At 64.8% G+C, this 25,758-nt stretch carries 33 protein-coding genes and 1 other RNA gene; 8 read left to right on the top strand and 26 right to left on the bottom strand.

All coding sequences use genetic code 11. The features are described from left to right. Window positions 1–78 precede the first annotated feature (78 nt). The gene (locus HGB51_RS15245) at window positions 79–1,311 is read left to right on the top strand and encodes an SGNH/GDSL hydrolase family protein (RefSeq protein ID WP_070206515.1); all 1,233 of its coding nucleotides are present in this window, start codon (window positions 79–81) and stop codon (window positions 1,309–1,311) included. 48 nt (window positions 1,312–1,359) lie between these two features. On the opposite strand, the gene fur is transcribed toward HGB51_RS15245, so the two are convergent. Beyond that, a complete protein-coding gene (fur, locus tag HGB51_RS15240; RefSeq protein WP_068851145.1) occupies window positions 1,360–1,776 on the bottom strand; it encodes a ferric iron uptake transcriptional regulator in 417 nt (138 codons plus the stop codon). Between the two features lie 103 nt (window positions 1,777–1,879). On the opposite strand from fur, the gene HGB51_RS15235 reads away from it, so the two are divergent. After that, the gene (locus HGB51_RS15235) at window positions 1,880–2,275 is read left to right on the top strand and encodes an outer membrane protein assembly factor BamE (RefSeq protein ID WP_070206514.1); all 396 of its coding nucleotides are present in this window, start codon (window positions 1,880–1,882) and stop codon (window positions 2,273–2,275) included. A gap of 40 nt (window positions 2,276–2,315) precedes the next feature. Here HGB51_RS15235 and HGB51_RS15230 read toward each other — a convergent pair whose 3' ends face one another. Together HGB51_RS15230 and HGB51_RS15225 are read right to left on the bottom strand one after the other, a co-directional pair. Continuing rightward, window positions 2,316–2,573 carry an RnfH family protein gene (locus HGB51_RS15230; RefSeq protein WP_070206513.1) on the bottom strand — a complete coding sequence of 86 codons (258 nt, stop codon included), beginning with the start codon at window positions 2,571–2,573 and terminating at the stop codon, window positions 2,316–2,318. A 3-nt stretch (window positions 2,574–2,576) separates the two neighbouring features. Continuing rightward, window positions 2,577–3,005 carry a type II toxin-antitoxin system RatA family toxin gene (locus HGB51_RS15225; RefSeq protein WP_070206512.1) on the bottom strand — a complete coding sequence of 143 codons (429 nt, stop codon included), beginning with the start codon at window positions 3,003–3,005 and terminating at the stop codon, window positions 2,577–2,579. A 57-nt stretch (window positions 3,006–3,062) separates the two neighbouring features. Between HGB51_RS15225 and smpB the strand changes: the two genes are divergently transcribed. From smpB to HGB51_RS15200, 5 genes are all read left to right on the top strand, one after another. Beyond that, window positions 3,063–3,566, top strand: coding sequence for an SsrA-binding protein SmpB (gene smpB / locus HGB51_RS15220; protein WP_070206511.1), 504 nt, complete (start codon window positions 3,063–3,065; stop codon window positions 3,564–3,566). A gap of 63 nt (window positions 3,567–3,629) precedes the next feature. Next, window positions 3,630–3,986: a hypothetical protein gene (locus tag HGB51_RS15215; RefSeq protein ID WP_070206510.1), complete on the top strand. Its 357-nt coding sequence runs from the start codon at window positions 3,630–3,632 to the stop codon at window positions 3,984–3,986. 111 nt (window positions 3,987–4,097) lie between these two features. Further along, window positions 4,098–4,490: a transfer-messenger RNA gene (gene ssrA / locus HGB51_RS15210) on the top strand. A 161-nt stretch (window positions 4,491–4,651) separates the two neighbouring features. Next, window positions 4,652–5,866, top strand: a complete 1,215-nt coding sequence (locus HGB51_RS15205) for a tyrosine-type recombinase/integrase (RefSeq protein ID WP_070206509.1) — start codon at window positions 4,652–4,654, stop codon at window positions 5,864–5,866. A 32-nt stretch (window positions 5,867–5,898) separates the two neighbouring features. Then, a complete protein-coding gene (locus HGB51_RS15200) occupies window positions 5,899–6,255 on the top strand; it encodes a hypothetical protein (protein ID WP_141738993.1) in 357 nt (118 codons plus the stop codon). A 302-nt stretch (window positions 6,256–6,557) separates the two neighbouring features. Here HGB51_RS15200 and HGB51_RS15195 read toward each other — a convergent pair whose 3' ends face one another. Then, window positions 6,558–6,860 carry a hypothetical protein gene (locus tag HGB51_RS15195; RefSeq protein ID WP_070206506.1) on the bottom strand — a complete coding sequence of 101 codons (303 nt, stop codon included), beginning with the start codon at window positions 6,858–6,860 and terminating at the stop codon, window positions 6,558–6,560. A gap of 230 nt (window positions 6,861–7,090) precedes the next feature. After that, entirely contained in the window at window positions 7,091–7,555 is a 465-nt protein-coding gene (locus HGB51_RS15190) for a BLUF domain-containing protein (protein WP_070206505.1), read from the bottom strand. A 116-nt stretch (window positions 7,556–7,671) separates the two neighbouring features. Between HGB51_RS15190 and HGB51_RS15185 the strand changes: the two genes are divergently transcribed. Beyond that, window positions 7,672–8,337 (top strand): SOS response-associated peptidase, encoded by a 666-nt coding sequence (locus HGB51_RS15185; protein ID WP_070206543.1) that lies wholly within the window; start codon window positions 7,672–7,674, stop codon window positions 8,335–8,337. Here the strand turns inward: HGB51_RS15185 and HGB51_RS15180 are convergent. The 21 genes from HGB51_RS15180 to HGB51_RS15080 form a co-directional block, all read right to left on the bottom strand. After that, complete coding sequence (locus HGB51_RS15180; protein WP_171966875.1) at window positions 8,327–8,917, bottom strand: SGNH/GDSL hydrolase family protein; 591 nt, start codon at window positions 8,915–8,917, stop codon at window positions 8,327–8,329. The two genes, HGB51_RS15185 and HGB51_RS15180, sit on opposite strands and share 11 nt — an antisense overlap. Before the next feature lie 293 nt (window positions 8,918–9,210). Next, window positions 9,211–9,915 (bottom strand): hypothetical protein, encoded by a 705-nt coding sequence (locus tag HGB51_RS15175; RefSeq protein WP_070206503.1) that lies wholly within the window; start codon window positions 9,913–9,915, stop codon window positions 9,211–9,213. Next, window positions 9,915–10,202, bottom strand: coding sequence for a hypothetical protein (locus HGB51_RS15170; protein WP_141738991.1), 288 nt, complete (start codon window positions 10,200–10,202; stop codon window positions 9,915–9,917). Before HGB51_RS15170 ends, HGB51_RS15175 begins: the two co-directional genes overlap by 1 nt. Continuing rightward, on the bottom strand, window positions 10,193–13,822 hold the full coding sequence (locus HGB51_RS15165) for a TipJ family phage tail tip protein (protein WP_084738804.1): 3,630 nt from the start codon (window positions 13,820–13,822) through the stop codon (window positions 10,193–10,195). The genes HGB51_RS15170 and HGB51_RS15165 overlap by 10 nt, the downstream gene beginning before the upstream one ends. Next, on the bottom strand, window positions 13,819–14,421 hold the full coding sequence (locus HGB51_RS15160; RefSeq protein WP_070206501.1) for a tail assembly protein: 603 nt from the start codon (window positions 14,419–14,421) through the stop codon (window positions 13,819–13,821). Before HGB51_RS15160 ends, HGB51_RS15165 begins: the two co-directional genes overlap by 4 nt. After that, window positions 14,414–15,154: a C40 family peptidase gene (locus HGB51_RS15155; protein ID WP_070206500.1), complete on the bottom strand. Its 741-nt coding sequence runs from the start codon at window positions 15,152–15,154 to the stop codon at window positions 14,414–14,416. Before HGB51_RS15155 ends, HGB51_RS15160 begins: the two co-directional genes overlap by 8 nt. Before the next feature lie 78 nt (window positions 15,155–15,232). Beyond that, on the bottom strand, window positions 15,233–15,928 hold the full coding sequence (locus HGB51_RS15150; RefSeq protein WP_070206499.1) for a phage minor tail protein L: 696 nt from the start codon (window positions 15,926–15,928) through the stop codon (window positions 15,233–15,235). Then, a complete protein-coding gene (locus tag HGB51_RS15145) occupies window positions 15,925–16,653 on the bottom strand; it encodes an alpha/beta fold hydrolase (protein ID WP_141738990.1) in 729 nt (242 codons plus the stop codon). Before HGB51_RS15145 ends, HGB51_RS15150 begins: the two co-directional genes overlap by 4 nt. After that, entirely contained in the window at window positions 16,653–17,282 is a 630-nt protein-coding gene (locus HGB51_RS15140; protein WP_070206497.1) for a hypothetical protein, read from the bottom strand. The genes HGB51_RS15145 and HGB51_RS15140 overlap by 1 nt, the downstream gene beginning before the upstream one ends. Window positions 17,283–17,291: 9 nt before the next feature. Further along, window positions 17,292–17,621, bottom strand: coding sequence for a phage tail protein (locus tag HGB51_RS15135; protein WP_070206496.1), 330 nt, complete (start codon window positions 17,619–17,621; stop codon window positions 17,292–17,294). Then, window positions 17,618–20,956, bottom strand: a complete 3,339-nt coding sequence (locus tag HGB51_RS15130) for a phage tail length tape measure family protein (RefSeq protein WP_070206495.1) — start codon at window positions 20,954–20,956, stop codon at window positions 17,618–17,620. The genes HGB51_RS15135 and HGB51_RS15130 overlap by 4 nt, the downstream gene beginning before the upstream one ends. A 14-nt stretch (window positions 20,957–20,970) precedes the next feature. After that, entirely contained in the window at window positions 20,971–21,270 is a 300-nt protein-coding gene (locus HGB51_RS15125) for a phage tail assembly chaperone (RefSeq protein ID WP_070206494.1), read from the bottom strand. A 28-nt stretch (window positions 21,271–21,298) separates the two neighbouring features. Then, entirely contained in the window at window positions 21,299–21,691 is a 393-nt protein-coding gene (locus HGB51_RS15120) for a hypothetical protein (RefSeq protein WP_070206493.1), read from the bottom strand. A gap of 95 nt (window positions 21,692–21,786) precedes the next feature. After that, window positions 21,787–22,257 (bottom strand): hypothetical protein, encoded by a 471-nt coding sequence (locus tag HGB51_RS15115; protein WP_070206492.1) that lies wholly within the window; start codon window positions 22,255–22,257, stop codon window positions 21,787–21,789. 95 nt (window positions 22,258–22,352) lie between these two features. Further along, a complete protein-coding gene (locus HGB51_RS15110) occupies window positions 22,353–22,730 on the bottom strand; it encodes a hypothetical protein (RefSeq protein ID WP_070206491.1) in 378 nt (125 codons plus the stop codon). 9 nt (window positions 22,731–22,739) lie between these two features. Further along, entirely contained in the window at window positions 22,740–22,982 is a 243-nt protein-coding gene (locus tag HGB51_RS15105; protein WP_070206490.1) for a hypothetical protein, read from the bottom strand. Between the two features lie 10 nt (window positions 22,983–22,992). Further along, window positions 22,993–23,403, bottom strand: coding sequence for a phage tail terminator-like protein (locus HGB51_RS15100; protein WP_070206489.1), 411 nt, complete (start codon window positions 23,401–23,403; stop codon window positions 22,993–22,995). Continuing rightward, entirely contained in the window at window positions 23,400–23,825 is a 426-nt protein-coding gene (locus tag HGB51_RS15095) for a hypothetical protein (protein WP_084738803.1), read from the bottom strand. Before HGB51_RS15095 ends, HGB51_RS15100 begins: the two co-directional genes overlap by 4 nt. Further along, entirely contained in the window at window positions 23,815–24,891 is a 1,077-nt protein-coding gene (locus HGB51_RS15090; protein WP_070206488.1) for a phage minor head protein, read from the bottom strand. The genes HGB51_RS15095 and HGB51_RS15090 overlap by 11 nt, the downstream gene beginning before the upstream one ends. After that, window positions 24,891–25,247: a hypothetical protein gene (locus HGB51_RS15085; protein WP_141738989.1), complete on the bottom strand. Its 357-nt coding sequence runs from the start codon at window positions 25,245–25,247 to the stop codon at window positions 24,891–24,893. The genes HGB51_RS15090 and HGB51_RS15085 overlap by 1 nt, the downstream gene beginning before the upstream one ends. Continuing rightward, window positions 25,244–25,756, bottom strand: a complete 513-nt coding sequence (locus tag HGB51_RS15080; RefSeq protein WP_070206486.1) for a DnaT-like ssDNA-binding protein — start codon at window positions 25,754–25,756, stop codon at window positions 25,244–25,246. The genes HGB51_RS15085 and HGB51_RS15080 overlap by 4 nt, the downstream gene beginning before the upstream one ends. Window positions 25,757–25,758 lie beyond the last annotated feature (2 nt).

Here is a 25,758-nt window from a genome sequence, read left to right as displayed (position 1 = left end):
AGATGATTGTCCGCACGCAGTCTAGTTCACAGATGGAGTGCCGCGCACGATGGCCTCCTCTTCCTCTGGATGCCTGTCATGCGCCCCCTGGTTCCCTTTATCGCCGCCACCCTGATCGCCTTCGCCGCCGTTGCGCCGTACCCGGCCCGGGCCGCACCGCCGCCGCACTGGGTGGCCAGCTGGCAGGCCAGCCCGCAGCCGGTGTGGGGTTCCGACTTCATCTTTCCCACGAACCTTCCGCCGGCATTGAACGACCAGACCTTCCGCCAGACCGCGCGGATCAGCCTGGGCGGCCCGCGCCTGCGGGTACGACTGAGCAATGCCTACGGCACGGCGCCGCTCAAGATCGGTTCCGCCAGCGTGGCCAGCGCAGCAGGAGCCCGGCCCGTGGCGCTCGCCTTCGACGGGCACCCCGGCATCGAGATCGCCCCCGGGCAGGAGCGCCTCAGCGACCCGGTCGCGCTGCGCACCGAAGCCCTGCAGGCGGTGCAGGTCGACGTGTACGTGCCCGGCCCCACGCCGCTGCAGACCTTCCATTGGGACGGGCGCCAGACCAGTGCGATCGCGCCGGGCAACCAGTCCCGGGCCAGCGCCCTGCGCGACAGCACGCCAACCACCGCCCGCCTGTTCGTGACCGGCATCGAGGTCGAGGCCCCCGCGTCCGCGCGCAGCGTGGTGGTGATCGGCGATTCGATTACCGACGGCGCCACCGCCAGCCTGGACCGCGACCAGCGCTGGACCGACCACCTGGCCAGTCGGCTCTCACCGAAGGGGGTGGCGGTGGTCAATGCCGGCATTTCCGGCGGCCGCCTGCTGAGTGACGGCATGGGCGAATCGGTGCTGGGCCGCTTCCAGCGTGACGTGCTGGACCAGGCCGGTGTCACCACGGCGATCGTGCTGATCGGGATCAACGACATCAGCTGGCCGGGCACGGCCTTCGCGCCGGACCAGCCGCAGCCGTCACTGGCCGAACTGCAGGCCGGCTACCGCCAGCTGGTTGAACGCGCCCATGCCGCCGGGGTGCGGGTTGTCGCAGCCACCCTGCTGCCATTCGTCGGGGCACTCTCCGGGACGCCGCTGGAAGGCTACTACCAACCGGATAAGGACAGGCTCCGCCAGCAACTGAACGCCTGGCTGCGCACCGACGCCCCGTTCGACGCGGTGATCGACCTCGACCAGGCCCTACGCGACCCGGCCGATCCGGCGCGGATGGCGCAGGCCTTCGACTCCGGCGACCACCTGCACCCGAGCGACGCCGGCAACCGGGCCATGGCCGAGGCGGTGGACCTGCAGGCAGTGCCCGGAAAATGAAAAAACCCCGGCGTGGCCGGGGTTTTCAGGGGCGCAGGCAACCGCAGGTTACTTGCGCTTCTTGCGCACGTAGAGCACCAGCGAGTGCTCTTCCAGCTCGTAGCCGTGGTCTGCGGCGATCTTGCGCTGCAGTTCCTCGATCTCGTGGCTCTCGAACTCGATGATCTTGCCCGAGTCCACGTCGACCATATGGTCGTGGTGGCCGCCGCGGTCCAGTTCGTAAACGGCCTGGCCGCCTTCGAAATTGTGCTTCAGCACCAGGCCGGCGGCCTCGAACTGGGTCAGCACCCGGTACACCGTGGCCAGGCCGATCTCGTCGCCGTGCTCCAGCAGCTGGCGGTAGATGTCTTCGGCCGTCATGTGGTGCTGGTGCTTCTGGGCGTCCCGCTGCTCGAGCAGGGCAAGGATCCGCATACGCGGATGGGTCACCTTCAGGCCAACTTTGCGCAGGTCGTGGGTTTCCATAGGTCTCCGTTCATTGGCGATTTAGCGCCAGCTGCCTCGGATCGGGTCGCGGCGACACGTTCGGAGTGTATCATCGACTGGATTTCCCCAAACGCCATTCCCGATGCGCAATCTCCTGCTGGTCGCCGCCGTTGCCCTGTCCACCACGGGCTGCGGCATCATCTACAAGCAACCCATCTACCAGGGCAACCTGATCCGGGAGCAGTCCGTCGGTCAGCTGCAGGTGGGCCAGAGCAAGCAGCAGGTCAACGCCCTGCTTGGCACCCCCTCCATCGACGACCCGTTCCACGCCCAGCGCTGGGACTACACGGCCAGCCAGCGGCTGGACCGCCTGGGCCGGACCGAGACCAAGAATTTCGTGGTGTTCTTCGAGAACGACCAGGTGACCCGTTGGGAGGGTGATTTCTTCCCGAACAACGACGCCCAGCTGGCCCGCGACCAGGTGCGCCAGTTCGGCCGCAACCTGGCCAAGGACAAGAAGAAGCAGCGCGGCCGGTAATCGGAACGGCTAAGTAGCGCCGGGCTCTGCCCGGCCGCTATCACCGTTCGCGAGCCCGCCGCCGCCGATTGTCTTTGGGGTCCGCCACCAACGGCCTCAACAGCTCCACCCGGTCACCGTCACGAAGCACCTGGCCGGGTTTCGCCAGCACCCCATGCACAGCCATGGCCGGGCAATCCGCACTCCCCTCGATCCCGGCCGCCGCAACCGCCTCGCCCACGGTAGCGCCCTCGCCCAGCTCCAGCAGGCGTGATTTCACCCGCTCTGGCCAGGCCAGCACCACCTCCACCCGGATCACCGCTCAGTCCTGCGTGTCGGCGACACGGACGAAATCATTGACCATGCGGTCGGCCAGGCCCTGGAAGCCCAGCGCCAGCGCCGGCCCGAGCAGGCGCGAGTTCGGTTCGAACTCCAGGGTCAGGGTCACCTTGCAGGCGTCCTCGGCCAGCGAATGGAACTCCCAGCGGCCGTGCAGGCGCTTGAAGGGTCCATCACGCAGCTGCATATCAATATGGTGCGGACGCTGCAGGGTGTTTTCGGTCATGAACCAGGTCGAAAACGACCCCAGGCCCAGATCCAGCCGCGCCACCACCCGGTCCGGACCCGTTTCCAGGACCTGCGCGGCCGAGCACCAGCGGAAGCGGCGCGGGTAGGCGTCGATATCATTGACCAGGTCGAACATGCGGGCAGCCGAATGTTCGACCAGGGCACTACGTTTGATGGTTGGCATGCGATGGCTTGGCTGGCGAATCGACCACGTGGGGCCCGAATCGGAGACAATAGGTAAATGAGCAAGAACAGCGCCAAGGATAAAGCAAAGAACGCGACGGCCAACAAAACCATCGCGCTCAACAAGCGTGCCCGCCACGAGTACTCGCTGGAGGACCGCTACGAGGCCGGCCTGGCCCTGCAGGGCTGGGAGGTCAAGTCGATCCGCGCCGGCCGCGGCAACATCATCGACGCCTATGCCTACGTCAAGGACGGCGAGATCTTCCTGATCGGCGCCCAGATCACCCCGCTGATCCAGGCCTCCACCCACGTGGTCGCCAACGACCGCCGGGAGCGCAAGCTGCTGCTCCACCGCGCGGAGATCGACAAGCTGGTCGGCAAGGTCGAGCGTGACGGCTACACCATCGTGCCCACCGCGATGTACTGGAGCAAGAACAAGATCAAGCTGGAAGTGGCGCTGGCCAAGGGCAAGCAGACCCACGACAAGCGCGACGCCGAAAAGGACCGCGACTGGGCCCGCGAAAAGCAGCGCACCATGCGCCGCCACAACCGCGACGCCTGATTTCTCAATGCAGCGCCGGGCTCTTCCCGGCCGCTTTACCCCCGAATACCCCGGAGCGTCCCCGTGACCGAAGAAACCACCCTGGAATCCGCCCCCACCGCGGACCCCACCACCACGCTCCAGGCCGACGTGGCCGCCTACGAGACCATCTTCGGCGAGCTGGCGCGCGCCATGGACCCGGCCGCCCTGCTCAAGGTGCTGACCTACACCCTGCGCAACGCCAAGCGGATCGCCTCCGAAAACCAGAGCTACGACTCCCTCGAGCACCGCCGCCTGGTGGCCCGGATCGAGGCCCTGATGGCCCGGGCCGAACCCGAAGCCCGCAAGCAGGCCATGACCCAGCGCAATGCCGCCAACCACGACCGCAAGGTCCGGGCCAAGCACCAGGCCGACAGCAAGCGCCAGCGTGAAGGCAGGTAAAGCCGACAGGCCCCTGACGCTTTCGGGTGACTGTTCAGCTGAATTGGAGTAGCATCGGGCCCGTCAAGTAATGTCCGGGTCGCTGGACAGCTTGCAGGTCTTGAAGAAACCGGGGGTGCATTGGTTTCGACGAGGGTTGTGAAGTTACTTGGTGCATGCCGAGGGGGCAGCTTTCCTCGTAAATCCAGCGGCAAAACTCTAGTTGCCAACGACGACAACTACGCTCCGGTCGCTCTCGCAGCCTAAAAGCTGTTTGAGTTACCTTCTGCCGACTTAGGCGGAGCCCCGAACCCACTTGTGTCCGTGCTCGTCGGTGTAGGGTCATTATCATGGAATCGGTTGTGATGGCTGCCTGTCAGTCACGACCTAACCTAAAGCAGGCTGATCCTGGAGTGCGTTTCGCACACCGTACTTCTTCAGGACGACACCGAACGGTGAGCTAAGCATGTAGAACCGGGGATGGAGTGCCTTCGGACGGCGGTTCAATTCCGCCCACCTCCACCAACGCTGGGTCCCACGGGGCCCACAGAAGCCGAGAAAGCCTTATAAAACGGGCCTCTCGGCTTTCTTTTTGTCCAGTGCAGTCCGGGGGTATCCGTTGCAGCCCATGCGACTGTGGGGGTATATCTTGGGGTATCGCCTCCGCCCCAAAACCCGATACCCCCATGCCCCTGACCGACGTCGCAATCCGTCGCGCCAAGCCCTCCGACAAGCCACAGAAGCTGGCTGACGGCGGCGGCCTTTACCTCTTGATCACCACGGCCGGCGCCAAGAGCTGGCGCTGGAAGTACCGGGTCGCTGGGAAGGAGAAGCTGCTGACGCTGGGGCTGTACCCGGACGTCACCCTGGCCAGCGCCCGCGAGGCGCGCGACGACGCCAGGCGCCTGCTGCGCTCCGGCCTCGACCCGGGCCTGCAGCGCAAAGCGGTGGCTGCCTCCCCCGCCGGCATACCCGTCGACAGCTTCGAGTCGATCACCCGGGAGTGGCTGCGCGGCCGCCAGTGGGTGCCCGGGTACGAGAGGAAGGTGGTGGCCTGGTTCGAGAACGACGTGTTCCCGGCCATTGGGGCGCGGCGCGCGGCCGACCTGAAGGCGTCGGACTTCCTCGCCATAGCCAGGAAGATGGAGGCACGCGAGGCATTCGAGTCGGCGCACCGCGTGATGCAGAACTGCGGACAAGTCATGCGGTATGCCGTGGCCACCGACCGGGCCGAACGGAATCCAGTGCAGGACCTACGCGGCGCGCTGGTTCCGGCGCCCGAGCGTAACCATGCGGCGGTGGTGGATCCGGTCCAGCTGGGCGGCCTGCTGCGGGCTCTGCACGCGTACCGGGGCATGGGCGTCGTCAGCGCCGCCCTGAAGCTGATGCCGCTGGTGTTCGTTCGCCCGATTGAGCTGCGCGCGGCAGAATGGACGGAGGTCGACCTGGACGCGGCCCTATGGAGCATCCCCGCCGGCAGGATGAAGATGCGCCAGCCCCACGTGGTGCCGCTGGCCCGGCAGGCTGTGAACATCCTGCGGGACCTGAAGGAAACGATGCCTACGGACTATGCCGGCCGGTACGTGTTCCCAGGCTTGCGCACGGACTCCCGCCCGATGTCGGAGGTGGCAGTCCTCGCCGCTTTACGGAGCATGGGTTTCGACAAGGATACGGTCACCGGGCACGGGTTCCGCGCCACAGCTCGCACGCTGCTGGACGAGGTTCTGGGCTTCCGACCGGACATCATCGAGCACCAGCTGGCCCACGCGGTCAAAGATCCTAACGGTCGCGCCTACAACCGCACCACGCACCTGGCGGAGCGGGTGCGGATGATGCAGGAATGGGCCGACTACCTCGACCGGCTTCGACACGGAGGCGTGGTGCAACTGCGGGCGGCATGATCTACTTCCCCCAGACCGGATGGAGCCCAGCTATGAGAGCTATAGTCGCCGCAATCCTGCTGGCGCCAGTTGCAGCCCAAGGTGCGCCACTCATATGCGAGGTCAATACTCCCTCGACCTATGCCCAAGGGTCTCCAGTTCAAATTCTCATCAATGTCGATACCCAGACGGGAAGAGCTGAATTTCACACGCTGTCTGAGCTTGTCGAGGGGACTGTGAAGGTGTCGGATGGTGAATTCTCGGGCACGGTGACGGGCGCCAGTGGTCAGCGCTATTGGCTGTCCATTGATCGATACACCGGCACGCTTGCGCTCACGAAGGAAGGCCACGTCAGTGGTCAGAAGGCGGAAATGTGGGGCGAATGTCGCGCCGCTAAGCAGAAGTTCTAACCCTAAGCACGCCATCTCAAACTCACGCTGCTTCGTCAAACGCGCAGGGATCCAGTCGGCTCGCGATGCTCTCGAATCGTGCCGCCTCGGCGCGAAGCCGTGCAGCTCCCCTGTTCCGCTGCGCCCACGCGCGCCAGTCGCCGCTTCGATCGAGGTCCAGGGCGTCGGCCTGCTGCCATAGCGAAGCCGCCCGCGCGCGCGCCCAGCGCGCCTTGCCGATGTCTGCTTTCGTCATCCGGCCATGTTGAATGGGCGCGGTCGCACAGCGTGCGCCGGCGGCAACCGCAGCTGACTGTGGAGCGTCAGCGCATCAGGAAGGGCTTGTTGGCCTTCAGTCGCTTGATTCTCTGGTCCACCTCGGCGCGCAGCCGCACCTGGTGTCGTTCGGCCCACAGCTCGGCACCGGCCTTGCCCTGCGCGTAGCTGCTGCACTCTCGGTGCTTCCGGAGGTTCCAGTCGTCGCGCTGGTTGTTCAAGCTCACCCACCAGGTGCCGTCCACCCGTCGATGTAGGCGCAGCACTTCGGTGCTGTCCAGCAGCAGCGAGTTGGGCTGGTCGAATGGGGCAGTGCCGACGGCATGCCAGCGAAAGTCGGGCGGGAGCATGGGCGGCAATCCTACGGCTCCAGGTCTCAGGCGATGCGACGCTGGCTACGGATCGACCATCGGCGGATCCGCAGGCCACGCCCAGCCAATCTATTACGGCAAGGGAGTGCCTGCGAATCCGCCAGACGTCCTTCGGAGCTAGCCTGCCAGTACGGCCAGGATGTCTCCCCCGTCACTGGAGCGGAATGTCTCTCCCGCGCTGTGAAGGAGGCGAAAAAGTGAGTCGTTTGTCAGAACAGCGCGCTGCCGCCTGGTCCCATGATCGGCCCCAAGCCGACGTAGGGGTCAACCAGGTAGGTCATCCTCTCAACGCCAGTTGGCACCTGATTCATGTCTACTTCCTCCCGGAACGGCAAGCCCCTCCAGTCGCTCACTTCAGCTATGCGAAGGTCCTCGGGCTCAACCGGCAGCCAACGCATCGACCAGTACGGGAAGCGACGGGGGCCGCCCCGACTGCGGCCGAGTTCCACGATGCTCATGTGGCTGGTGGCATTGGTGATCCGGGAGTACGCCAGTGCGACGCCCTCTTCCGGCCCCTCTATGTACTGGAGGAACTTCTTGCCGTCCGTGAGCAGAACCCCCGTCACGCCCGCGATGAGGTTGTGCGCAGCGGCATCCTTGGCCAGTTCGTCGATCTGGTATAGGGTCAGCCCGGGCAAAGCCTGGCTGCAGTAAACGAGCGCGTGCAGAGGCATCGTGCCTCCCTCCCTGATTATCGGCCCCCCCGATAGGCGCGACCCTACACCCGTCGGCGGGCGGCGTGTACGCGGCGCGACGGATTTCGGATAAACGGTAGGGTATGTTCCGCGTCATGTGCGGCCGATTCGTCCAAACCCCGATCCGCGATGCAGCCAGCTTGGGCTTCCCCCAGCTGGTTGGCGACCTGCTGTCGATGCCGGCCAGCTACAACCTGGCGCCGACCCAGCGCGCGACCGTGGTGCTCGACCGGGGCGAGGGGCTGATCGCCCAGCGGCTGGCGTGGGGGCTGCTCCCGTTCTGGGCCAAGGCGAAGGGCCTCCAAGGCTCGACCATCAACGCCCGCATCGAGACCGTGGCCACGAAGCCGGCGTTCCGCAGCGCTTTCAAGGCGCGGCGGTGCCTGATTCCGATGGCGGGGTATTACGAGTGGTCGGTGAGCCCGGTGGATCAGAAGAAGGATCCGTGGTTCATCCACGCGGCCACGCCACTGTGGGCTGCCGGGCTTTGGGAAGACTCGAGCCAGCTGCTCGGCGAGGACAACCTGGGCACCTTCACCGTGATCACCGGCGATAGCAGCGGCGTATCAGCGGACATCCATGATCGGATGCCTGTATGGCTGGCGCCCGGCCAAGCCGCCGAGTGGATGACGGCCGACGCCGATGAGGCCATGGCAATGCTCCTGGCCAGCGAGGCACCCGCAATGGAGGCCTACCGGGTCAGCCGCGCCGTCAACACGCCACGCAGCAACACTGAGAGCCTGCTGCAGCCTATCGGGTAGGGCCGGCCGAGATCGCGGGCACGAAGATCGGGACCAGTTGGCCGGCGATCAGCTCATGCCCTTTCCGGTTTGGATGGTTCGACGTAGCCATCAGCGAGGCCTTGTCGCCGGGGAAGTCGGCAAACGCCTTCTGCGCATCGGCGACCGGAACGTCCAAAGCAGCGCCAAGGTCACGGATCATCGCAACTTGCGCTTTGAGGTTCTTGGCATTGTCCGGCTCGTCCGCACCTACGTACCAAGTCGGGGTCACCAGTACCGGGCAAGCGCCGACGTTTCGAATCTGCTCTACGATGCTTGTAAGGTTCGCCCTTGCCTCGGTCAGGGGTATCACCAAGTCGTTCATGCCGAAATCTATCGATACCGACCTCGGATGGAAGTCCAAGACCTCTCGCTGCAGCCTGACCAAGCCGCGCGTCGAATTGTCCCCACCGACAGCGGCGGTGATCACATTCAGAACAGCCGTCGGATACGCCTCTACCAAAGCATCTTCCAGCAATCGTGGATAAGCGTCGCGCTTATGCACAGTCGGCGCGTCTCCATACCCTGCAGGAACGCTATGGCCAAAGGCAACGATGTTCACTGCGGAGTTATCCGGCCACCCCTTCTTCAAATCCTCTACAACAGCCGCGAGGCAATCTTGACCTCGGATCGCACTCGAATGCGATGCAGGTTCCATCGGAGGTGGTGGAACCGATGCAGCACTGACGGTGACGGTGCCCCATGCCGCAGTCATAGCGGCGACGAAAGCCATGGAAATCAAGGAGTGTCGCTTTTTCATGCACATACGATACCCCACTCCTGGCCGCACGATCACGCCGGCGACAGCAGCTGCGCGGCCAAGAGCTGAGATCGGCACCTACGGCCGCTGGTGACCTATGCGTCCGTCATGTCCAGTATCGTGTATTCAGCGGTGCGGCGAAGGCTGGGCATGGCGAACGACATCTGATAGCTGAAGGTGTATTTGGACGTCTGCAGTAGGCCAGGTGCATTCCTGATCATGCGCATCACTATCACTCTATCGAATGAAGGTGGCTGCCCAGGAATCGAGATAGGATTGGACTGGGCGTAAGTCCCGCAGACCGACTGGACCGCGATGTACTTCCGCCCGGTTGGAACCACAAACTGCTGGTCGGGGTCAGCCGAGTTCTGAAACGGAATGCTCATCCGTCCCACCACCCGCGCGTATCGGAACAAGGCGTCGAACGTCAGACGCCCTTGCGCATCACACACCTGCAGCCCGAAGGTGCTCGATGACGCCGGCGGCGGCTGATCAAAGATCCAAAAGGTTCCAGCGACAGTTGATCCAGCTGCCAAGAAGACGATCCGGTAGGTGAATGTGTTCCCAGACGCCGAAAGCAACATTACAAAGCTCGCCTCCGACGCCTCGACGGCAACCATCGGCGGCTCAGCGTACCTGGACGTGTATACGACGTCGGCGTGCTGGTAGTTGCCCCAGTTGGATCCACCCGGGGTAATCGTCGTTGAGATTGCGACCTTGCTCGCCAGCGCCAGGTTCTTGTAGTTCTCATCGATCTGCACGGTGTTGCTGCCGTTAACAATGGTCAGGCCGGCGGTCATCAGTACACCCCATACAGAATCAAGCAACTCTCCCGATAGGCCGTGAGTGCGGATTGGAACGTCCACGACATGGTGGTTCCGGAGAACGAGATCTCCGGCGACACGTTACCTACCTCCTGCCCCAGCATCGCGAACCACGGTTCGCCCTGCGAGAACCCCGCATGGCCGAGCGATCCGTCGCTGGTCCCCGTCCAGACGCTGCCCAGGGTGCGCGGCAATCGGTTCGTGACATCGACCACAGGACGCCCCGCGGCGTCATTCACTTCCAGCCCCGCAATCACTGCCAAATCCCCATCCGGACCCGTCGCACGTTGTTCGCGTCGAAGACCTCAATAACGCTGTCGGTGACCCTCAGGTATCCGCCATTCACAGGGCCGTTCATGGTAAGCGTGCCGTTCTTGTCAAGCTTCCACCGCGGCTGCCCCCCCGCGCCGACGGCGTTCGACTGAATAACGTCACCGATCATGGCGTTCTGGATCCAGCCAGTTCCGATCAAGGCCTGGCTGATGAAGGTCTGACCGCCTTGGACGACGAAAGGCGAGGTGATATTGCCGTTGACCACATTGATCACGGCAAACCGGTCGGCCTGCATCAGAATCTGCGACTGGTAGCTGCCGTCAGACTGCTGCTCCACACCCAAGCCCATACCCGAGGCGTAGATCTGCCCTCCTTGGGCAACCTGAGCGCGGATCGTGTAGGTGGCGCTCACCTGGCCGTCAAGGTTTACCACCGCTTGGGAGACCTGGGACACGGACGCTGTCGTTTCTTCGAGGTCGGAGTTCGTCTGTTGCAGGCTGGCCTGCACGGTGATGATGCTTTGTGCTAGCGCCGAGTCTCCAGTGGCGCGGGCGACCGACTCCTGCTGCACGGCTGCACTGACCCCGGCCAAACCAGCGTTGACCTGATCAATGCGTTTCGCCTGAGCCAGATCACCAGTGGCGATCACGGATTGGATGGTGATCGTCCCGGCGTAGACATCGGTATCGCCTGCACCCCAGTCGGTGTCCCCCGCCGCATCGACGTCGAGCTGTACGAAGAGGCCATCAAGCTTCTGCCCCTGCGCATTAACCTCGCCATCGATGTTGGTGATCTCCAGCTCGATCTGGTCGACGCGGCCTACAAGCGCTCCAGCCTCCGATATAGCGTCACCGACGTCCAGCCACTGGGTTCCAGGCGGCTCTTCGTTGCCCGGGTCCGTGCCCTGCCAGGACCATATATGGCCGGCATAGATGACCGTCTGGCCAGGCTCATAGGTTGCGTCGGGGTCCCAGATCAGCGGAACAATCTGATCGATCGAGTCGATCTTGGTAAGGAGGTCCTGTCCCAGCGCACTCTCGCTAATGCGGCCCGAGAAGTACTCGTCGTACTCGGTTTGGTCGGTGCTGGCCTCGCCCATCACACCTGCCGAGAGTTCCCCCGGATACCAAGGCCCCACGTTGCCCGACCGATCCACCAGCCTGGCCCAGAAGAAGAACCGAGTGCCGGCGGCAAGGCCATTGATCTCGTGCTTGCTCTGCGGATAGGCGAAGTCGCCGAGCTTGATTGTGGACGGCGATGCAAGATTCGGTGAAGGGCCGTACCAGATCTCGGTGCGCTGCGTGTCGGTCGCGCCTGGCGGGAACCCCCACTCGAGCCCAATGGCAAACACGAGGCTGGTGGTGGACAGCGACGTGACCGCCGGCGGCGGCGTGGTCTTTCCCTCGATCAGCGTGAGGGCGCTCATCGCGGGGAGCGACACAGCGTTGAGCGCGTTGACCGAGCGCACCCGGGCGATGTAGTTGCCGGTGTAGATGCCACGGATTTCGATGCTGGCGCTGGAAACGCGCCCCGCCCGGACCCAGTCCAGATCGTTGCGCCGCCATTCCACGTCGTATGCGATCGCATTGGGCGCGGCATCCCACGCAATGGTCAGAACGTGCGTGGCCATGCCTTGGTCGATCACCGAGTGGGCGCTCAGGTGCACGTTGGTCGGCGGCGTCTGGACGCTCGGCGGAATGATGCTGACCGGCAGCTGGTCCAGGCGGGTGCCGTCGTCGATCGCGGCGTACTTCCCGGGCACGTGCTTCAGGGCCGTCACGCGATAGGTGATGCCCCCTTCCTCGTTGATTGGGTTCTCGCTGATGGCCAGTACGCGGAACTGCTGCAAGACCAGCTCGCTGCTCTCGAGCGACCAGATGGACTGGGCAACGGGCACCGCGCTCCAAGGAGCAGTTACGGTCACCGTGTTGCCCACGACCTGCTCTACGGTCCTCGCTTCAGTGCGCCCGCTCGGCAGCGTGGCGCGCAGCGTGTCGCCTGGGCCGATCACCTCTGGCAGTTTGTCCAGGACCAGCGTGTCGGGACCCGCGCTCTTGATGCGGCCGGCATTTCGCCTCCCCGCTCGCTTGGGGTCCGCCACCTGGATAATGTCGCCCGGCATGCAGTTGAGCACGTCCAGCCCGACGCCGAACGACACCGTTTCCGTTTCGAGGTTCTCGGTGTAGAGGATGTGGTTGCCGACGCGCTGCGCCTGCGAGCGGGAATGACAGCCGATGGCCGTGACTTCGGTCTGCTGGATGCCGTAGCGCTGGACACCCGGCAGGTACTGCACCGTCTCGACCTTCTGTCGCCCGAAGTCGTCAGGGTCGGTCCAGGACACCAGAGCTGCGGTGTGCCTGGCCTTGCGGCCAGTCCCTTCGTACACGAAGCGGCCGTCGATAACGTTGGCTTGGCTATAGGTGAAGACGGGGTCCGCAGGCATGTCGGCCGAAGCCATCACCTGTCCGGCGGCGTAGAAGCTGATGCCCCGGAACATGGACGCCATGTCCTGCAGGACCTTGTAGGCATCCGCACGGGTCTGCATATACAGGCTGCAGGTGAAGCGCGGCTCCATGTTGCCTTGGCCGTCGCTGACCAACTGGTCGCAGTACTGGGCGATCTGGTATAGGCGCCACTTGTCCACCAGGTCCATTGAGATCCGGTGGCCGAGGCCGAACCGATCCATGGTCACGATGTCGAAGAATGCCCAAGCAGGGTTGTTGGTCCAGCCTGGCTTGAAGGTGCCATCCCACACCCCGGAATAGGTGCGGGTGATCGGGTCGTAATTGCTTGGGACTCGAACGATTCGGCCCCAGACCCGGTACGCGCGCGTCGGGATGTTCTGGAACTGGCTGGCGTCGACCTCGATGGCCACCAGCGCGCAGTTGGGGTAGCGGAGCTTGGCATCGATAACCTCGGTCATCGACAGGACGTTCATGGTGTCGGCGACGGTCGAGCTATTGGCGTTGGGCGTCAGCCTCCGGATTCGGATCTGCCACTGCGAGCCCTCGGGCAGGTCGATTCGAACGCTGCGCTCGTACTGGGTCGTGGTCTTGCCAGTGATGGTGTCCACCAGCACGTTGCCGTACGCGCCGCCATCGACGGCGAGATCCACGGCGTAGGTAATGGAGTACCCGTTGGTATCGCCGTTCTCGGTGTTGGCCTTCTGCAGAGCGGGAATGCCGAAGCGAAGGCGCACAGCCGAGAGGTCAGAGCCACTTGCGGTACGCACGACAGGGTTGTCGCTGCGCAGTTCGACGTTGACCGCAATCTCGTTCTCCACCGACGGGAAGCCGGCGATGTGCTCCTGGTCCTGCGTGCCAGATCGTGTGTCCAGGCGCACAGCTTCGAAGTTGAGCGAGCCATCGGCGTTCTGGACCGGGACCTGGTCCAGGTAAACCGATTGGTTGCCGGCAACCAAGCCGCGCAGTTCGCCCTCCGAGAGCAGGTCCAAGATGCGTGCGCGCGCAATGGAGCGGAGGCTATCCGGGGTCTCGACAGGCGTACGAGCGTTGCTCCCGCTCTTCCCGCCTGCGCCGATAATCTCCCGGCACGCGGTCGTCAGGGCCAGCTCGGTGCCGGGGAAGTGATAGGCCGCAGCAAGGTTCATTGCTGATCCTCTGCCAAGATGCCGCCGCTGATGACAGCAGAACCAATGAGCATGCCCTTCGTATCGTGCCCACCATATGCCAGTGGCACCGGGTTGCCCTGCGCCTGGGTGTTGACCGTACCGTTCATGCTGTAGCTCGGCGCGTTCTCGGCGCTGTCCTTGGCGCCCAGGCCCTTTGGCTGGGGCGACAGCATCTGGACGATGCCACCCGCCACCATGCTGATTCCGAGGTTGATGAAGGGCGTGCCGCTCACGCCGGTGTAGAGATTGAGGACCACGCCGACCACGATGAGTACGACGCCTACGATGGTCTGCAGCACTCCGCCGCGCTTTGCGCCGACCAAGACCGGCGCGATGCGAATCACGTCACCGCCGGGCGGATCATGCAGCTGCTGTACGCTGAGGTTCTGCCGCCCGATGAACACGGCGAACTCAAGCCCCTTTTGCTTGGCTGTCGCGAGGAACTTCTGAAAGCCAGGCACCATGATGCAGAGCGCGCGCACGGCCTCTGCAGGGCTGTTCACCGCCAGCCGGAACTCCCGCCCGAACTCGCGGCCCAAGGGGCCGGACAGGATCACGGTACGCACGCGCTCAGTCATGGCGCACCTCACGGTGGCGGACGATGTAGCGGGTTCGCTCAGCCCACATGCCGCCGTACGGCACCCTCTCCGAGAGGCGGCCGTGCATGTGGTGCAGCATCTGGCCATCCCCCAGATAGACGCCGGCGTGGTTCGGCACGGCGGAACGGATCTGCATCAGGATCATGTCGCCGCGCTGCAGCTCACCGGTGATCGGCTGGAAGCCCTCGGCCAGCAGCCGGTCCATGCTGTAGAGGTCCTGGCCCTTGTTCCACCAGTCGTCCTGGCGTTCGTACTGGTTCAGCCGGACGCCCAGCTCGCGGGCATAGAAGTCGCGCACAAGGGTGTAGCAGTCCAGAACGCCATGCACGAACTGCCTACCGACCAATGGGGCCAAGTAACCGTTGGGCTCGATCGACTGCAGGTCCGCCGCTGCGGGCGCACCGTGATCGTCCAGTCCGACGCTCAGGATGTGCCAACGCAGGCCGCTGGCTTCGCACATGGTGCGGTCGGCGTCCGACGGCGTGGCCACGGCGTTCGGGTGGCTGTGCACGACCGCCAGGACTTCGCCCAGGTCTTCGGCCGCAGCGTAGTCATCGGCCGGGAGACGGAAGTGCTCGCTGGGCGTTTCGGCCAGGTTGCGGCACGGGACGTATGTCTCGCCATTCGAGGTGGCCACCACCAGTCCGCAGCATTCGCGGGGGTATTCGGCCACGGCGTGTGCCTGCATTGCCAACAGGGTGCTCTGTTGCATGGGTCACCAATTGAAAAAGCCCGCGCAAGGCGGGCCGGCGCTGCAGGTGCAGCGGAGATATGCAGGGGGTGCAGGAGATCAGGTTCGGAGCAGGCCGGCCGCCGGCATTCCGCCGTAGGGGAGCGGCTCGGTTTCCCCGTACCGCAACTTGCAGCTCCGCACCCTGCCCCCGCACTGGTCGAGCGCAGGGTCGTCCGTCGGGTTATCGTCGGCATCGGCCACGGCCGGCCCGTTGTACCCGCAGTAGGGACCGCGATAGCCGCCACGGATGATCCAACCGCACATCCCGGCGATGATCTGGCGACCCGGCAGCTGCTCGCCATTGAGGTCGATCGCGGTGGTCAGCTCGAACTCGATGGTCTCGAAGTCCTCCGACACCTTCCGCTCGATGTACCAGATCTCGTCAAGGAAGTGCTCTTCCGGATCCGCAGTAGGGTTGCCGCCAGGGAAGTTCGCCGCGTCCAAGTATTTCACCAGCGTCTGCCGGCGGATGAGCCGCGCCCCGACCAGGTCGTCGAAGAGAAGGCAGAGGGCGCCGATGCGGCCATCTATATTGCTCACGCGCAGGCGCGGGTTCGGCGGCTGATCGCTGGTGCGCTCGAAGCCCGTGGCCTCGATGGGCCAAGCCCCGTACTCCTGCCCCTGCCACCAGATCACGCCGGTCTGTAGGTGCTGGTGGAAGAATAGCTGGTCAGCGCCGAAGCTACTCGCGTCCAGCTCATAAACCGTCACTCGTCCGCCCGGCTCCAGCTGTTGGGCGTCTGCAGTGATCACCCTTCATGCTCCCGGTAGAACTGGACGACCTGTTGCTCATCAAAGTTCGCAAACGTGCTCTCTTCGTGCCCGCCACTCAAGCTGACCGCCTCGCAGTTGTTGCAGCTCAGCGCAAATTGCTGTGCAAACTGAGGCTTGCACAACGTGTCGGAGTCGCCGTACCACAGCTTGATCGGCACGTCGTTGAGCGCACCTGACTGCGCAAGCGTGAGCGGGTTATGCGCGGCCCCGTAGACTGCCTGTGAATAGCCACCGGCGTATGCAGCGTCAATCGTCGCTTGGTAGGCACTGTTGTCCCTGACGTCGGTCAGGTTGATAACGGGAATGGTTGCCGATAAAGCCCGGACACTGCTTTTGTTTCTCGACGCCCAAATCAGGCCATTCAGACCGCCCATCGACTGGCAGGCTAGGTAGACCGGCCCGGGCGCGACACCCGAGAGCGAGTGAAGGTAGCTGACCGCGTCCGTGATTCGATTCATCGCGGTCCCGTTGCCCCACGTGCGGGACCCACCGAGGTCAGCGCTGACCATCACGTAACCCGCATCGGTGACAGCGTGGAACAGCGGCCACCTGGCTTTTATTCCCATCCAATCGATTGCCCCGTCACCCGCCTCAGCCCCATGCACCATCAGCACGCCTGGACGGGTCGGTCCGTTGGCACGTGGTCTACAAACAACGTCTCGTTCGCCGCCGAAATAGCGCCCAACTGCGGTATCGGTATGCATCAGCAGGTTCTCACGTGGATGAAGGCCTTGTCGGTGGGCAGCCCATATAGGGTCGCGGGAGTGCTGCCAACGCTTCCGAACTGCACTTTGAACGTGTGCATCTGGCCGGGCGTGAGGCCAGCGACACGAAACTCCCGCATGCCGTTAATGAAGCTGCCGTTCGCCTCTGGGACGGAGGTGCCCCGGAACAGAATCTGACTAACGTTGACGTTGTCCACCCAGAGCGTCAGCACGTAGTACTCGTTGGCTGACTGGGTGGTGCCGCCCCAAGTAACGACGACCGGGTTCTCGCCGACCTTTACGGTGACCGTCAGCCCTGGGACGTCCACTACGGCAGTGGTGGTGAAATTGCTGGAGATTTGTGCGAAGCCAAGTTCCGTGCCCCCCGACGGGAGCAGCAACCACCCGCCATATGCAGGCGTATAACGTTCCTTCACGTCGATGGCGTAGTACTCGCGGCCGAAGACCGTAGCTGGATCAGGCCTGTTGGCGTAATTCCCTACGATCATGCCTTCCATACGCTGGTACAGCTCTTCGAAGTTGTCGTTTGCCTTGTTGAAGGCCGTTTTCGCCGGGTCTCCCGTGTAGGTCCCGTTGTTGGTGGTGGTATCAATGATTTGGCGGGACATGGGAAGTCCTTACGGCTGGAATGTCTGTTCGAACGTGGCGGTGACGGTGTGCGTCAGCCCGTTGGGAAGTGGTTCGTTGTGGGTATCGCAGGTGTAGAGCGCGGTGCCGCGCGGACCGGTCCAGAAGAACGACTGGCCGATGTGCGCGTCCAGGAACTCGATGATCGCGTCGATGCGCTCCTTAGCGCCGGTGAACGTCAGCTGGTAACTGCGGCTTCGCGCATTGATTCCATCCTTCGCTCTTTGGGTGTAGCCGTCGCCGAAGGCCGCCTTGCGCACCGCCGCGTTCGCTGTTGCTGCGCCGCTGCTGGTGGGCTTCCAGATGAATGTGTCGGTCATCGGCCCGCCCCCATGGCGTACAGGGCGCCGCCAGGGCGCATGTCCTTCAGCTGCAGCTGCCGGTACTTGGTCTCTACGAACTGGCCAAGCTCCCTGCCGAACTGCTGCATCAGCGAAGTATCTGCAGTGGTTTCGGTGGTGCCATCGCTGTTGACGATGACCTGAACGTTCACGTTGGCCGCACCACCACCGCCGCCGGAGCCGCCCGCTGCCGGCGCTGCAGGGATCACCCTGCCGTCGTTGCCAGGAATGAGGTAGGTGCGGCCACTGCCATCGTCGAACAGCTCCGGCCGGCCACCCTCGCCCACCTCGTACAGCGTCGAACCGCGCACGGGACCGCCGTTCGCCCGGCCGCCACCGAAGTTCGGCATGTTGTTGCCGAAGCCGCCGAGGGAGCCTGCCCCGGTGCCGTCGCCGGTGTACGCACCACCGCCACCGGTCCATGCGCTGGCCACTGCGTTGATGATGCCGACGGCCGCCTGCTTGGCCGCGATTCGGGCCAGGTCGGCCACGATGGAGTTGGCCAGGTCCTTGAACGACAGCTTCCCGGTCTTGGTGAACTGCACCCAAGCGTCCTCCCACCCCGAGAGCGCGGTGTTCATCAACGTGCTGGCGTTCTCCATTGCGTTGTTGGCGGCGAAGGCGTAGTCCTCCCACGCCCGATGTGCGCCCGCGCGCCAGTCGCCGAGCATGGCCAGCCGCGCCTCTTGGAACGTCCGCTCCTTGGCCAGCTCCTGATCGCGGTAGGACGCGGCGTTGGCCGCCATCAGGTCCCAGGTCTCCTTGTCCTTGGCCACGTCCCGACTGCCCAGCCGCTTCAGCTCGTCCTGGTACTCGCGCTGGATGTCCAGCTGCCGGCGCAGCATCGCCACCGCATCACCGCCGCGGCCCATGCCCATCAGGTCCAGCTCGTTGGCGCGATCGCGGTTACTGCTTGCCTGGTTGAGGATGGCCTGCTGACGGGCGAGGGCCTCGGTCGCCTGCCGCTCCTTCTCGAAGGCGGCGGCCTTCTGGCCGGAGGTCAGCAGCTGCTCCCGCTCGCCCACCAGCAGTGCGCGGGTGGAAGCCGTCATGGTGTTGGTCTTGTCGTCCAGCTCCTGCTTGATCTTGGCCGCCAGGCGCTCGCTCTCGCTGACCTTCACCCCGGTGTCGACCAGCTGCTTGTTCGCTTCGATCTGGCGCTGTGCGTTCGCGAGCAGGGTCTGGGCGGCGGTGTCGTCCGCATTCCGCTTGCCGACGCCTGCGGCCCGGTTGAACTGCTTGTCGATGCTGGCCTCCGCCTTGGCGATGAGGCGCTGCATGGAGCCATCGAAGTGCCGCGCGTCGTTGTCGGCCAGCTGGTTGTACTGGGCAATGATCTTGAGCCGCGCCGCTTCCTTGGCGGTGGCGCGGTCGAGCCCGGCGAGCTGGGCGTTGATAGCCTCGGACGCACTCTGCTCCGCCTTCGCGCGCTCTTGGCTGGCTGCTGCCAAGTCACGTGCTGCCTGTGGATCGAGCTGGCCCTCGTCGATGGGCGTGGGCATCCGGGGCATGCCGCGCATGCGGGTGGAAAGGCCGTTGAGGGCTTCTGTAAGCGACGGCAAGCCCAAGTTCTTGACCAAGGTCCCACCGACAGCCCCCAGCCCCAGCATGTCGCTGAGACGAGGCAGGCGGGCGAGGATGCCCCATTCGCCAGCGAGATCCGTGATCGCCCCCGTGACGTTGCCGATGGCGCTCCAAGCACCGCCGATGTCGTCCTTCAGATCCCGCCACCACTTCGACATGCCTGGCATCACAGCTTCGGTGCGGTTGGCCACCTCATCGAGGTGCGTCGCGTAGAGCTGGATCGCCTCGTTGGCGGCCTGCTGGGTGCGGCCTTCCTCCTGCAGCGCGGTGATGCGTGCCAGCTGCGACGCGGTGAGGAAGCGCTCTGCGTCGTTGAGCTTCAGCAGGCCTTCTACCGGATCCTTCGCGATGGACTGGAAGGCGCTGACGGTGGCCGACGCGGCACGACCGGTGGAGGCTTCCATGCGCGCCGCAGCCGCCGCTACCAGCTCGAACTGCTCGCCGGCGAAGCGGCCGGCCTTGGCCGTCTCGGTGAGCGCGGTGACAGCGCCGCCTCGGGACACGCCCTGCAGACGGTCGATGCTGCTGGCCAGTGCCTCGAAGCCGTCGACGCTGACCACGGCGCCCTGGCCGCTGAGGATCAGCTCCTTCTGGAACTGGAACAGCTGGTCCTGGCTCTGCTTTGCGGCCAGTGCCATCGCCGCCAGCGCAGCGGCAGCCAGCGTCACCGGGTTGATCAAGCCCACTACGTAACCACCCACAGCGCGGGCAGCAGGGCCGATGCCGCCGAACTGGTCCTTCAGCTGGCCGCCCTGCTGGATGGCCACCATCCACGCCGGCTGACCGCTGGCCAAGCTCGTGGCGATGTCGGTGACCTGCATGGGCACCATTCGCAGGTTGTTCTGCAGCTGCCGCGCGGACATGCCCATGCCGTTCTGCGCGTTGGTCGCGTTGAGCACGGCGGTGCGCATTCCTTCGATCTTGGTCTGGTACTGGTCGAAGACGCTGGCGTTTACCAGACCAGCCTTGTGGGCCCGCTCCAGTCGGTCCTCCATTGCAGCCAAGCGATTCAGCGCCGCCACGGTCGGGTCGATCTGCCCAAGCAGCTGCTGCAGGTTGATCTTCTGGGCCTCGGCAGCCGCTGCTGCCTGCCGCTGCTCGTTCGCCGTACGCGCCTCAGCCTCCTGCAGGGCCTTCGCACGCGCTGCCAGCCGCTCCTGCTCGCTGCCCGCCGACGCCATGGCACGCGCCTTGTGGTCGATGCCCAAGGCGGCATCACGCGCTGCCTCAGCAAGAGCGCGCTCTGACACATTGGCCGTCTGGTTGTTCTGGGACCACGCCAGCGCCTGCTGTGCGACGCTCTTCAACCTGGCTTCCTGCTGCGCCAGCTGCTGCTCCAGCTGCTGGCTGGCAGTGGCCACCTGCGCGGTCGACGAAGCCGCAGCCGCGCCTGCCGCTCCGTAGGCCTGCACTTGCCCGGTGGTGCTGGCCAGCTTTCCATCCAGCGCCCCCAGCGAAGCCAGGATCTCCGCATTGGTGCGGTTGAGAAGCTGCAGCTCCCCAATGACCGCGCCGGTACCGGTGCCGATACGGTCCAAGGCGCCGCCGAGGCGGTCACCAAGAACGCTGGAGGAGCGTTCCACCGTCCTGGCCAGCGACTGGAAATCCCGATCCAGACGGTCAGCGGCACCACCGGCGCGATCAGCGGCCGCCGCATTCTCGTCCAGGGCCTTCGTGCCTTCGACCAAGCCACTGCTGTCGACCTTGTAGCCAAGCTCGGCGATATCCATCTGGGGCTCCCGTTCTAATGCTGCTGTGCCCGCTCACGCGCGGCTTTCTGGTCTTCGCGCACCGCGCGCAGGTACTGGTCATCCATCGCCATGAGCATCTGGACCTCTTCGGGCAGGACCTCGATGCGGAGCAGGCGGCTCCATTCCCCAACGTCAGCAAACGTCAACGCCTCCGGGCCACTGTGTCGGCGGCCGGAGAGTTGCCAGAACCAGTCCCAGACGTGGGTGATGGCGCCAGGGACTTCCAGCTCTGGGGAGTTGGCCTCGAAACGCTCGTTGCGTTGACGCCGGGTTTCGCCGTTCTCATCCGCCATGTCGTAGCGGACGGCGATGTAGGTGGCTTCAGCCGCCTGCTTCGCCAGATCCGCGAAAGAACGCGGGTCGGTCGTTCAATGCAGCATCAGCCTGTTCGCCCACCCAGGGCAGCTCCTTCAGCAAGGTCTTCAGGGTCTGCTGGTCGAACGCCGGCTTCTCGCCATGGAAGGTGAGCTCGCCTTTCCACTCCCAGCCACTGATCGAAGCGGCCAGCATCGCCAGCCGGACAGCTTCCAGCTGCTCGGCGGTCACCTTGCCGCGGTGGCCCATGCGCTCGTTGAGCGTCTTGCGGGAAGCTGCCTTCACCTGCGGGTGGCTGTCGGGCAGGAGGATGAGCACCAGGCCCACCGGCTCTTCGGTGGCCGGGTGGAGGATTTCCAGACGGCGCTCTGCCGCCACGATATTTGTCAGTTCGGTCATGTCGTGATCCTTGTTGCGATCCGAAAAGGAACCGGCGGGGAAGCTGTCGGATCAGGCAGCCTTTCAGGCGCGCGCCCTACCCCGCCGGTGTTCGGTTACGGGATGACCGGGGCGGCGACCGGGATCGGCACCTGGTTCAGACCCAGCACGTAGGTGTTGAGCACGAAGTCTTCGTTGCGACCACCGGGGGTGTTCGGGCCTGCCACCAGGCCACGCAGGTACTCCACGGAGCCGTCGGCGCGCTCGACCTTGAACGCGTAGGCATCCGCCACGTTCGGAGCACCAGCAGCGCGCATAGCGATCTGGCCCGGGTCGGTGAGATCCTCGGCCACTTCCACCGGCGGGTCGCCGGCATTGGTGATGCCCTTGCCCTTCAGGGCAACGAGGGTGTCCCAGGTGTCGTACGTGACGATGTTGGTGTTGATGCCGCGCTCGCCGACACTGCCGACTTTCTTCACCTGGACATAGGCAAGCGCGGCGAACTCGGTCTGGGTGAGGTCTTCGTTCTGGGGGGTAACGCAGATGAAGAGCTTGGAACCTGCGTTGGTTTTTGCTTCAGCGGCCATAGCCGTGGTCTCCTCGCGATGGGCGAAAAAAAACCCGCCACGGGGCGGGGTCGTTGGAAAAGTAAACGGCCCGCTGGTGGGCGGGCCTTCTCGGTTCATCTTGGCTTGATCAGTTGTTGCAGGGTTCGCAGATCGTTGTACGCGCGGAATGACCGCTCCTTCAACATCCGGCCCGAAAGAGCCCGTCGTTCCGCTCGCTTGTACTCAAGCTCGATTGCGCTGAGCAGAACGATGAAGTGCCTGCCATCGTCCTCACCCAGCCGCGAGACAAGGGCCAACCTTGCAGCTGGCCCCGGAGGCTCTTCGAACCCTTCATTCTGGGTGAGATGGATAGCAATCCAATCTTGGAAGGGCCGAGCCGCCTCATTGAACTCTTTGCGCTTGTCGCGAAACACTGCTGCTTGATGTGAGACGAGGGCGCCCGCGACGAAACTGAAGACACTCCAGCCAATCGTCCATGCTGTATCTGGCATCGATCAACCCTATTTGCGACCAGGGCCAAGTTTCGCCGCGACCAGCTGCATCGCTTGGGGCCGAGTGAACCCGGCCTCAACATAGGACAGATACTCGGCGCGAACGAACCGCGCCTGCTCGGCGCAGAACTCGTCCAGCAACGCCCGGTTCCGCTTCATGCGGGTGATGGCGTCACGCATGGCCTGCAGCTCGCCCTCATTCGGGGTCGGGTTGCTGGACACCAGGTGCAGATTGGGCGGCTTAGGGCTCATGGGCCGGAGTCTACCCCGAAACGAAGCCCCTCCACCGTATGGTGACCGGGTGCAGGATCCGCTCCGGGTCTTGGATGATGCTCGAGGTCGACGGCTTCTCGTAGACCGACATGCCGGCGAAGGTCGTGCCCTTCCGGAACGCCGCTATGACCTGGTCCGTGATGGCGGTGCCGACCACGATTCCCTTGCCGGGCCGGTAGCAAGCTGACAGCTGCCCGAAGCCTTGGAGCAGCGAGGGGCCATCGTTGTCGAGACCGTAATTCTGGGTGCGGTTCTGGAACCACTGCAGCTCCAGCCACCGCGCGTCCTTCCCGGTCGGTGGGGTGAAGGTGAGTCCTGGGTAGGAGCAAGGCAGATCCTGCTCCGCCGCGAACTGGGTCACCAGTGCAGCGAACGCCTCGTAGATCTCGGTGTCAGTCATCGCGTCTTGCCCCTGATTTCCGCGGTGACCTCGGCCACGATGAAGTCCCAGCGCTGCGCGGCAGCGCGCGCGAACCCCTTGCCGGCCTGGGCGTAGGTGCGGCCCTTGCTGTCCTCGCCGTAGAACCCGTGCTCCATGCGCATCGCGTACTTCGCGGTCCACCCTGCCCACACCGTCTGGCCCAGCTCCATCTCGGCAAACACCAAGGGCGGATCCAGCCCGCCATCCGAGGGCATGCCGTCGAGCGAGGCGGCGCGCGAGTTGCGGAGGAACCCGGTATCGACCGGCATACGCCCGCCTTGGCCCTCGGGCGTCCCGGCTTCTTCCATGAGGCGCTGTGCAGACTCGCGGAAGATCGCGAGCTGCATGGCCTTGCCCTTCTCGGCGAACGCCTTCACCTGGGCGCCGAACTTACTGGCCACGCTTCACCTCCGCTGCCATATCGAGGCGGTACGTCTTGGTGCACCGGCACCCGATGGTCTCTTCTGCCGGCGCCCCCAGCGACGTGTCACCGGGGAACCGCAGGAGCGAACCACTGGGGGTCTGGAACGGCTCGCCGAAGCGCCGCTTCTGGCCGTTCATCGCCCGGTGACTGGCCCGGGTCCGGGCGTCGCCGGTGGCATCCCAGCCGCAGGTGACGTTCTCCGGTGCCAGGCGCCCTGCCTCGATCTGCTGACGGTAGGCCTCGTCGCGCCCGGCATTCAGCGCGGTCAGAGACTCGGTGCGGGCGATGTTCTCGCCGCGCAGGGCCAGCAGTCGGTCGGCATACCGACCAGCAATCTTGTCGATGTCGACCTCAGACACCGGCTTGCCGGCCTTGATGGCGCGGCTGACGATCCCGTCCAGGCGCTTGTCGCGCCGCTTGCGGTCGAAGTACCCCGCCATCTGCCCAGGATCACCGCTGGCTAGCTGCTCCCTGACGTTGGCCACGAACTGGGCCTGCTGCGCGGTGAGGCCGACGACGCCGCCGCTGCGCCGACCCGTCTCCCCCACCCGGCCTACCAACTCCAGCGCGGTCTGGCGAGGGTTCTGGCCAGCAGCCATGCCGCGCACCAACTGTTGCCGCACGAGCTGCCGCTGATCCTCAACGATGCCGGTTACAAGGCGCGAGGAGTTCTCCTGCAGCCAGGCCTCAGCACCGCGGTTGCGCATATCGAACCGAAAGCGCAGCGCCGGCGTCGGGTTGTTCGGGTTGTAGCCACCGCGCACCTGCTGCCGCAGCGAAAGCTTGGGCAGTTCCTTGATTCCAGCGTCGCCGCCAGCGACGAACGCCTGCCGCACCGACTCGGCCAAGGGCGAGAAGATCTCGGTATCGAACCCCAATGCCTCGAGCACGGCATCCACCTGGCCAGCCCGCAGCAGGTCGGCCAACGTCTCCAGCTGAGCTTGGCTGTGCACGCCTGCGATGGCCTGCTCAAACGCCCGGCGAATAGCCGGTTCCAGGCGGCGCGCCAGCATTTCTAGCTCGCGGGGGGTCAGGTTATCCATCAGCGTCGCGCGTGGAACTCGTAAAGCAGGACCTGACCGCCCGGCGAGAGCGGCTGCAAGTCCACGAAGTGGTACACCGCACCGTCCAGTTGGAGCCGGTCGCCGAGCGCGGGGGCAACATCGATTTCCGTCGAGATCAAACCAAGCTTGTCGCCCTGCAGCACCAGCGTTGCGTCGCGGTCGGTCAGGCTGTACTTCACCTCCACCACCTTGCAAGCATGGAGAACGACCGGACCCGGCTGCGGATTGTGCGGCGGCCCAGTTGGGGCGCCATCACGCTCAAGACTCGTGGCATACCCGTAGCGAGCGATCAGGCGCTCCGCCGTGGCCTGCATTCGGTTGTAGAAGCGACTCATACGACGCGCACCGCTGGACCACTGGCAGGCGCCCTGAGCAACGGCGCCAGGATCTCGTCGATGGCAGAGATCACCGGCCGATTCGGAACCTGGCCGGCTACAGAGGCATCCGCGTACGACACCTCGATCGGTCCCACCTTCTCTCGGGTCACGGTCTCGGTGGCCACGTAGTCGGGCGACAGGCTGCCTGGCGCAACCAGCTCTCGCAGCGCCGCCTCATACGTCGCACGCTCTACCTCGTCCGGGATCACATCAGGCTGGATCGGGTCGCCGTCGTAGTCCACAGCACCGGTGCGCGGCCATTCGTTCGGCTGGCCCCGCCCGGCAGTGCGCACGCCGGGGAACATCGACGACCAGCGGCCGGAAGCCAGAAGCACCCGGTACCGGCCGTCGATGTAGTCCGTGGCGCGGACCAGCGCACCGGTGCGAGCGTCTTCACTGCCCGCTTCCCAGGCGGCCTTGCCGCGCGCCTGGTGATAGCTGTCCGCGCCTTCAATCGTGCCGTACATGG

The sequence above is a fragment of the Stenotrophomonas bentonitica genome, from assembly GCF_013185915.1.
GTDB lineage: Bacteria > Pseudomonadota > Gammaproteobacteria > Xanthomonadales > Xanthomonadaceae > Stenotrophomonas > Stenotrophomonas bentonitica.
This window is presented reverse-complemented; position numbering and strand designations above follow the sequence as displayed.

Coding starts and splice junctions, on each gene's coding strand:
- HGB51_RS15245 (WP_070206515.1), top strand. CDS start 79: ATGCGCCCCCTGGTTCCCTTTATCGCCGCCACCCTGATCGCCTTCGCC.
- fur (WP_068851145.1), bottom strand. CDS start 1,776: ATGGAAACCCACGACCTGCGCAAAGTTGGCCTGAAGGTGACCCATCCG.
- HGB51_RS15235 (WP_070206514.1), top strand. CDS start 1,880: ATGCGCAATCTCCTGCTGGTCGCCGCCGTTGCCCTGTCCACCACGGGC.
- HGB51_RS15225 (WP_070206512.1), bottom strand. CDS start 3,005: ATGCCAACCATCAAACGTAGTGCCCTGGTCGAACATTCGGCTGCCCGC.
- smpB (WP_070206511.1), top strand. CDS start 3,063: ATGAGCAAGAACAGCGCCAAGGATAAAGCAAAGAACGCGACGGCCAAC.
- HGB51_RS15205 (WP_070206509.1), top strand. CDS start 4,652: ATGCCCCTGACCGACGTCGCAATCCGTCGCGCCAAGCCCTCCGACAAG.
- HGB51_RS15200 (WP_141738993.1), top strand. CDS start 5,899: ATGAGAGCTATAGTCGCCGCAATCCTGCTGGCGCCAGTTGCAGCCCAA.
- HGB51_RS15195 (WP_070206506.1), bottom strand. CDS start 6,860: ATGCTCCCGCCCGACTTTCGCTGGCATGCCGTCGGCACTGCCCCATTC.
- HGB51_RS15190 (WP_070206505.1), bottom strand. CDS start 7,555: ATGCCTCTGCACGCGCTCGTTTACTGCAGCCAGGCTTTGCCCGGGCTG.
- HGB51_RS15185 (WP_070206543.1), top strand. CDS start 7,672: ATGTGCGGCCGATTCGTCCAAACCCCGATCCGCGATGCAGCCAGCTTG.
- HGB51_RS15175 (WP_070206503.1), bottom strand. CDS start 9,915: ATGACCGCCGGCCTGACCATTGTTAACGGCAGCAACACCGTGCAGATC.
- HGB51_RS15165 (WP_084738804.1), bottom strand. CDS start 13,822: ATGAACCTTGCTGCGGCCTATCACTTCCCCGGCACCGAGCTGGCCCTG.
- HGB51_RS15160 (WP_070206501.1), bottom strand. CDS start 14,421: ATGACTGAGCGCGTGCGTACCGTGATCCTGTCCGGCCCCTTGGGCCGC.
- HGB51_RS15155 (WP_070206500.1), bottom strand. CDS start 15,154: ATGCAACAGAGCACCCTGTTGGCAATGCAGGCACACGCCGTGGCCGAA.
- HGB51_RS15145 (WP_141738990.1), bottom strand. CDS start 16,653: ATGCATACCGATACCGCAGTTGGGCGCTATTTCGGCGGCGAACGAGAC.
- HGB51_RS15140 (WP_070206497.1), bottom strand. CDS start 17,282: ATGTCCCGCCAAATCATTGATACCACCACCAACAACGGGACCTACACG.
- HGB51_RS15135 (WP_070206496.1), bottom strand. CDS start 17,621: ATGACCGACACATTCATCTGGAAGCCCACCAGCAGCGGCGCAGCAACA.
- HGB51_RS15130 (WP_070206495.1), bottom strand. CDS start 20,956: ATGGATATCGCCGAGCTTGGCTACAAGGTCGACAGCAGTGGCTTGGTC.
- HGB51_RS15125 (WP_070206494.1), bottom strand. CDS start 21,270: ATGGCGGATGAGAACGGCGAAACCCGGCGTCAACGCAACGAGCGTTTC.
- HGB51_RS15120 (WP_070206493.1), bottom strand. CDS start 21,691: ATGACCGAACTGACAAATATCGTGGCGGCAGAGCGCCGTCTGGAAATC.
- HGB51_RS15115 (WP_070206492.1), bottom strand. CDS start 22,257: ATGGCCGCTGAAGCAAAAACCAACGCAGGTTCCAAGCTCTTCATCTGC.
- HGB51_RS15110 (WP_070206491.1), bottom strand. CDS start 22,730: ATGCCAGATACAGCATGGACGATTGGCTGGAGTGTCTTCAGTTTCGTC.
- HGB51_RS15105 (WP_070206490.1), bottom strand. CDS start 22,982: ATGAGCCCTAAGCCGCCCAATCTGCACCTGGTGTCCAGCAACCCGACC.
- HGB51_RS15100 (WP_070206489.1), bottom strand. CDS start 23,403: ATGACTGACACCGAGATCTACGAGGCGTTCGCTGCACTGGTGACCCAG.
- HGB51_RS15090 (WP_070206488.1), bottom strand. CDS start 24,891: ATGGATAACCTGACCCCCCGCGAGCTAGAAATGCTGGCGCGCCGCCTG.
- HGB51_RS15085 (WP_141738989.1), bottom strand. CDS start 25,247: ATGAGTCGCTTCTACAACCGAATGCAGGCCACGGCGGAGCGCCTGATC.
- HGB51_RS15080 (WP_070206486.1), bottom strand. CDS start 25,756: ATGTACGGCACGATTGAAGGCGCGGACAGCTATCACCAGGCGCGCGGC.